Here is a 5,804-nt window from a genome sequence, read left to right as displayed (position 1 = left end):
CAAAGATATACTACATAGGATAGCCGATCACCCTATCAATAGAATAGAAGAACTCCTTCCTCATCGTTACAAACTTGGAAAATAACCTTGGTCATACGATCTCACTGAATTTTGCAAGACGTATTTAGCCGTGGGCTTACGTTGAAGACTCCTTATATTTCTACTAGCACATTTCATGGTTTATTATGCATTCTTTGCATCATGGACACTTACCAGCTTCAAATAGTAAACGACGACTTATTGCAGCAATTCAGGGATAAAGTTGATGCAAAGGCGCTTGCCACCGCCTTTTCTGCATTGGAAGACGCCGAATTATCCAATGCGGATTTCAGTTTTTATACATCGGTTGCATCTGTTTATTCCAGTAAAATTGAAGGAGAACCTATCGAATTAGATTCCTATATAAAACATAAAAGATTTGGCATTGAACTCCAGCCAGACTATACGAAGAAAATTGATGATTTATATCTTGCCTATCAATTTGCCAAAGACCACGTACCTACCAGGGAAAATATTCCAAAAGTACATAGCATCTTAGCTAAGCATATTGTTTCCCAAAACTGGCACGGGCGCTTTAGAAATCAGAATATGTATGTAACCGCTGATGATGGTAGAATTGAGTATGTAGCTGCTTCCCCATTTATAGTGAATACCGAAATGGAAAAGCTATATAATGATATTGAAATACTACTGAAACAACAATTGGATATACAGGAAGCCTTTTATTTCGCCAGCATGATCCATCTTATTTTTGTTAAAATACATCCCTGGAATGACGGCAATGGCCGAAGTGGCAGGTTGCTGGAAAAATGGTTTCTTGCACAACATTTAGGGCCTAAAGCATGGTTTATACAATCTGAAAAATATTATTACTTACATCATCAGGAATATTATAACAATATAAGGTTGCTTGAGCTGGAATATGATATACTGGATTACAGTGCAGCCTTGCCTTTTACCATGATGCTAAGTAAGGGCTTGTTGGATTCTGGCAAACAAAGATAGTCAGTTAGCTCTCTGGCTTCCCACATCCTGGTGGTAGAACTGGTAGACACGCGGGACTTAAAATTCCGTTCGCAGCAATGCGAGTGTGGGTTGTGGTCTTAAAAAGTGGTATAAGTTGACATCCCTGGGGAAACAAATATCTCGATATTTCCTGGTGAACTAAAGGTTCCATTATTATCCAAAACAAACACATGAGTCCTGGATACATTCACCTCTTACCTTTCCTTTGAATATACATAGGTAGTTGCAGATTTCATTACCTCCTGGTAATGTACAAATCGAGGCTAACCTTTTCATACCTCCGGTAACATTTTTCAATTCACTTTTAGTAAGGACTTTGCCTAATAATTCATAATGTTTCACGATTTTATTATTTTAATGATTATTTAATACAAAAGCCAGGCTAACGAATTCCAGGAAAGTTGTACAGATAGTAATGGCCAGCGTAGAAAATGCAAATTAGGATATGTTACTGCCATGAATTTTCTTGTATTTCATTGTTTACATATCAGTGTCAAAATATTTACGAAGTAGATTAATCCCACATTCCCTAATGGTTTCGATTAACTTCACTTTGTAAAATTGTTAATCATTTGAATCTCCCAATAACCAATTAGTATGCATGAACAGCTAACTAAATTTATTACAGACAGGGTTCAACTGAGTGAAGCCGACTTGCAGAAAGTGCTTTCCTGTTTTAACCTACTGAAAGCAAAAAAGAATGAGCTGGTAGGAAGAACAGGAGAACCGTCGAGGCGTATGTTTTTCGTAAACAAAGGATGCTTACGGGTGTATTATATAAAACCCGACGGAAGAGAGGCTACACGCCGGTTTGCTTTCGAAAACTCCTGCTCTACTTCCCTCACATCTTTTATCGATGGTACATTGCTTAAAGAAGATACACAAGCTATTGAGCAATCGGAATTGCTGTACATTCACCGCGAAGATTTTTACTCACTGCTGAACACAGTTCCTGGTTGGGAAATATTTTATCGCGGTTTTCTTGAATATGCCTATAAAACCAATACCAGGAGACTGGAAGATTTTATTACACTAAATCCACGGGAGCGCTATCAATTGCTGCTGAAAGAAAACCCGGAGATGGTGCTCCGCTTACCTAATAAGTTGGTAGCAAACTATCTCAATATTACCCAGGAGGCACTCAGCAGAATAAAATCAGGAACATGATTATTTGATCAGGATCAATAATATAAATATTGCATAGCTGGACTTTTGCAGTACAATTCAAACAGCTATGCGTATTATAACATTAGAAGAACACATCGCCTTACCTGAGTTTTCACATGAGATACAGCAATGGCCTTTGCCTGAGCAGGCAATGGAGAAACTTGCTGACATCAGTGACATCCGCCTAAAATCAATGGACGATAACGGCATTGATATGCAGGTATTATCTGTAGTGGGCAGAGGCGCAGAAAGCTTACCGCCCCGGGAAGCCCTGCAATTTGCCACCAGGTACAATGACATCCTTGCCGCAAGAACTGCCACCCACCCTACCCGGTTTAAAGCGTTTGCACATCTACCGATGTCTTCTCCGGAGGCAGCGGCCAATGAGTTGGAAAGAGCAAAAGAGGAACATCATTTCTGTGGCGCCCTGATCAACGGGCTTACAAATGGTAAGTTCCTGGACCTCCCGGAGTTCAGGCCATTACTGCAAAAAGCGGAACAATTACAAATGCCCCTTTACCTGCATCCCGGCCTGCCACCTGAAACTGTGACTGAATCCTATTACAAAGATCTGCCGGGATCAACAGGTGTGATGCTTGCCTGCGGCGGTTGGGGATGGCATGCTGAAACAGCCTTACAGGTACTACGTCTGATTATCACCGGAACTTTAGACCGGTATCCCCGGTTAAAGATCATCATTGGCCATATGGGAGAAATGATACCTATGATGATGTCCCGGCTGGATGAAAAATTCGATGTTACCAGTACAGGGTATCACCAGCGTTCAGTCAGTCAAACCCTGCGCGATCAGGTACACATTACTACCAGCGGAATTTTTACTTTACCTCCGCTAATGACCGCGTTGGGAACTTTTGGTATCGATAATATTATGTTCTCTGTAGACTATCCTTTCAGCACAAACGAAGCAGGGAAACAACTGTTAGAAAGCATTCCGCTCCCTACTGAAGAAGTAGCGAAGATCGCAAGCGGAAACGCGGAAAGATTGCTGGGTCTGCAAGATTAATCAGATGCAAGAATATCAGTACACTGAAAATGCCTAAAGGCATCGCAGGAGCGATGCCTTTTTGTTTGTATGCAGGATGACCGGCTTATTGCAGAAAATCGCCGTCAATTATCAACAACTTAACCCCTGATTCCGTACTGGACCGATGATTACTAAGGTCATCAGAAACCACATAGGTCATACCCTGGTACAATACATACTGTTCACCATTATCCAATTCACTGACAAAACTGCCCTCCAGGCAATGAACAATATGCCCCTTTTTACACCAGTGGTCAGCGAGGTATCCGGGAGAATAGGTAACAATGCGTATTCGTAAACCAGGCAATTGAAGCGTTTGCCATAATGCAGTGCCTGTAACGCCGGCATGTGTTGTGGGGTTGATGGTACTCCAGTCGATACACTGAAAAGGATGTTTCATATGATAAAAATACAAAAGTCCGGTTGGTTGGCCACCCAAATTATATACAGGAATGCGCTAACTTTATACTCATGCTACTGATAATTTAGTATATACTTCTTTATGAACGAACCGGTTTCTATTCTTCGCCATCGTACCAATAAGCCAGCCGTCAGAACAAAAATAACGCTGCAACAAAATATGTTCACCTTCCTGCTGGAAGGCGAAAAAACGGTTCATTTTGCAGGTTCGCAGATTACCGTAAAGCCACATCAGTTTATTTTGTTAACCGCCGGGAATTGCCTCATGAGTGAGAAACTCGCTGCAGAAAATACAGATTATCACAGTATCCTTATTCTCTTTGACAGTAAACTGCTGTCTGATTTTTTTGACCGCCATTCTTCATTACTCAGCAATCAGACCAAACAACCGGACAATATCCCATTCCTGCTACTCGAAAAAGATGAGTTCCTGGTGAATTTCACCCATTCCCTTGACTACATGCTTAAAAGCGATAAGCCCATATACCAGGATCTGCAAAAGGTTAAGCTGGAAGAACTGTTCCTGTATCTCGCAATACAATATCCGGGAAAAATAGAGCAGATCAGAAACATGAGCTATGAAGCTAACGACGAACTGATAGTCCGCCATGCTATTACATCGCATATAGACAGTAACGTAACAGTTGAGGAACTTGCCTTTTTATGCAACATGAGCCTGTCTTCCTTTAAACGCCGGTTTGCCCGCATCTATGGCAATAGCCCCAACAGATGGTTACTGGAAAAAAGAATGGAAAGAGCTGCTAAGATGTTGCGGCAGGATAACCGTAAAGCAAGCGAAATTTATTATGAATTGGGTTATGAAAACCTGTCCAGTTTTATCCAGTCCTTTAAGCAGATCTATGGCATAACCCCTAAACAGTATCAATTATCAAATTGAACGTTTAGCTATACTTTCTGAACGATTGTCTATTATTTGCAGCCTGTCTTCGCATCTACCTTTGAATCATCATTCAAACAAAAATGAAAAGACAATGGCAACACCAACAACAGCCACACTCCAGGGTGGCAGCACATTTACACAAACATTTACATTAAAGAGCAATGAGCTTGGTGGTCAGCTGACCAATAAGCAGTATGCAAGAGGCATGGGTTACAACGGTGAAAACCAGTCTCCGCAATTATACTGGGAGAACGCCCCGAAGGAAACCCAGAGCTTTGCAGTAACAGTCTATGACCTGGATGCGCCCACAGGCAGCGGTTTCTGGCACTGGGTAGTTTTCAATATACCCCAGTATATCCATGAGTTGGTATCCGGGGCTGGCGATCCAGGAAAGAGCCTTCTTCCAGAAGGAGCGATACAAAGCAATACAGATACGGGTACTCCTGGTTACATCGGCGCCGCTCCTAATGAAGGCCCCGCACACCGCTATCTGATCACGGTATATGCACTCAGTAAGCAACTTGAATTGGATAAAAATGCTACGCCTGCCTATGTAGGTTTCAACATGCACTTTGCCACGCTGGCCCAGGCTTCGCTGGTTGTATACGGTCAAAAACAATAGTATTTACATAATAGCCCCGGCATTTTCACCTGCTGGGGCATACCATATCTTTCATTGTAATGAGCATTGTTTCATTATTAAACAAAAATCCATGAACACTTTATCAAGCAACGCCTGCAACTCAACAACAGACCTGGAATATGAGCTGAATTACCTGACAAAGGAATACGAAACACAGGGCTTTATACATCATTTTTACTTAGAAAATGGACAGCTTGTTTGCAGCGACTATAATTTGGCGTTAGACGAACCAGTTATCAACATTCATGAAAACCGGTATTATCCCCAAAGACAGGGAATTCCCTTTGGGTTTTGCTTATATGCCATCACCGTCAGGAACGCAGCGGATCTTTTCAAGGGTATATTTTTACTCCGACAAGGATTTCTAGCGCCAGAGCAGGTTTCCGTGGATGTAGATCGCCAGTTGCAATTGAATTATTTATATCCACAGCTATTTAAGGAGGAAGCGAAAAGTTAAGTATGATAATACCGGCGCTTGGAAAAATTTTAAGGCATCATGTCAGCGATGCCTTTTGTTTCGGTTATTCTCATATTCCTCTAGCTTTAACTATTATGGGAATAACAATCATGATCATTAAAAATCCCCTGCTTTACTTTGATGA

Annotated in this window: 7 protein-coding genes; 6 read left to right on the top strand and 1 reads right to left on the bottom strand. The window is 41.5% G+C overall.

The genetic code is table 11. From position 1 onward, the window contains the following. Positions 1–201 precede the first annotated feature (201 nt). The 3 genes from VM802_RS22405 to VM802_RS22395 all read left to right on the top strand — a co-directional run bounded on the left by VM802_RS22405 (position 202) and on the right by VM802_RS22395 (position 3,217). Positions 202–1,005: a Fic family protein gene (locus VM802_RS22405; RefSeq protein WP_325534776.1), complete on the top strand. Its 804-nt coding sequence runs from the start codon at positions 202–204 to the stop codon at positions 1,003–1,005. Positions 1,006–1,623: 618 nt separating this feature from the next. Then, the gene (locus VM802_RS22400) at positions 1,624–2,193 is read left to right on the top strand and encodes a Crp/Fnr family transcriptional regulator (RefSeq protein WP_325534774.1); all 570 of its coding nucleotides are present in this window, start codon (positions 1,624–1,626) and stop codon (positions 2,191–2,193) included. 67 nt (positions 2,194–2,260) lie between these two features. Next, a complete protein-coding gene (locus tag VM802_RS22395; protein ID WP_325534772.1) occupies positions 2,261–3,217 on the top strand; it encodes an amidohydrolase family protein in 957 nt (318 codons plus the stop codon). Between the two features lie 85 nt (positions 3,218–3,302). Here the strand turns inward: VM802_RS22395 and VM802_RS22390 are convergent, their stop codons facing one another. Beyond that, a complete protein-coding gene (locus VM802_RS22390) occupies positions 3,303–3,638 on the bottom strand; it encodes a DHCW motif cupin fold protein (protein WP_325534770.1) in 336 nt (111 codons plus the stop codon). Positions 3,639–3,740: 102 nt separating this feature from the next. On the opposite strand from VM802_RS22390, the gene VM802_RS22385 reads away from it, so the two are divergent. The 3 genes from VM802_RS22385 (at position 3,741) to VM802_RS22375 (ending at position 5,659) form a co-directional block, all read left to right on the top strand. Next, the gene (locus tag VM802_RS22385; RefSeq protein WP_325534768.1) at positions 3,741–4,556 is read left to right on the top strand and encodes a helix-turn-helix domain-containing protein; all 816 of its coding nucleotides are present in this window, start codon (positions 3,741–3,743) and stop codon (positions 4,554–4,556) included. 94 nt (positions 4,557–4,650) lie between these two features. Next, entirely contained in the window at positions 4,651–5,181 is a 531-nt protein-coding gene (locus VM802_RS22380; protein ID WP_325534766.1) for a YbhB/YbcL family Raf kinase inhibitor-like protein, read from the top strand. 91 nt (positions 5,182–5,272) lie between these two features. Further along, positions 5,273–5,659, top strand: a complete 387-nt coding sequence (locus tag VM802_RS22375; protein ID WP_325534764.1) for a hypothetical protein — start codon at positions 5,273–5,275, stop codon at positions 5,657–5,659. Positions 5,660–5,804: the final 145 nt, after the last annotated feature.

It is taken from the genome of Chitinophaga sp., from assembly GCF_035538455.1.
In the GTDB taxonomy this organism is placed as follows: domain Bacteria; phylum Bacteroidota; class Bacteroidia; order Chitinophagales; family Chitinophagaceae; genus Chitinophaga.
This window is presented reverse-complemented; position numbering and strand designations above follow the sequence as displayed.

Coding starts and splice junctions, on each gene's coding strand:
- VM802_RS22405 (WP_325534776.1), top strand. CDS start 202: ATGGACACTTACCAGCTTCAAATAGTAAACGACGACTTATTGCAGCAA.
- VM802_RS22400 (WP_325534774.1), top strand. CDS start 1,624: ATGCATGAACAGCTAACTAAATTTATTACAGACAGGGTTCAACTGAGT.
- VM802_RS22395 (WP_325534772.1), top strand. CDS start 2,261: ATGCGTATTATAACATTAGAAGAACACATCGCCTTACCTGAGTTTTCA.
- VM802_RS22390 (WP_325534770.1), bottom strand. CDS start 3,638: ATGAAACATCCTTTTCAGTGTATCGACTGGAGTACCATCAACCCCACA.
- VM802_RS22385 (WP_325534768.1), top strand. CDS start 3,741: ATGAACGAACCGGTTTCTATTCTTCGCCATCGTACCAATAAGCCAGCC.
- VM802_RS22380 (WP_325534766.1), top strand. CDS start 4,651: ATGGCAACACCAACAACAGCCACACTCCAGGGTGGCAGCACATTTACA.
- VM802_RS22375 (WP_325534764.1), top strand. CDS start 5,273: ATGAACACTTTATCAAGCAACGCCTGCAACTCAACAACAGACCTGGAA.